Here is a 226-nt window from a genome sequence, read left to right as displayed (position 1 = left end):
CTGAGCCATGGTTATTATTTACCTCATTGTGCAATATTAATTATTCAGCACAAGATATTGTTAAAATTTACAGCCAGCGAATGCAGATAGAAGAGTCCTTTCGAGACTTAAAAAACACCAGTAATGGCTTAAACTTACGTCATTGTCGTAGCTATGAAAAAGGCCGCTTGAATGTCGCATTATTGATTGCATTAATTGCTAATTTTATCCTTTGGTTAGCCGGTTT

1 protein-coding gene is annotated in these 226 nt (G+C 35.4%); it reads left to right on the top strand.

Annotated elements, in window-relative coordinates; translation table 11 throughout:
* Positions 1–226: transposase (locus GQR56_RS21320; RefSeq protein ID WP_166115391.1), on the top strand; the 226-nt coding region annotated here is incomplete at both ends.

It is taken from the genome of Pseudoalteromonas sp. Z9A5, assembly GCF_011378875.1.
Classification (GTDB): Bacteria; Pseudomonadota; Gammaproteobacteria; order Enterobacterales; family Alteromonadaceae; genus Pseudoalteromonas.
This window is presented reverse-complemented; position numbering and strand designations above follow the sequence as displayed.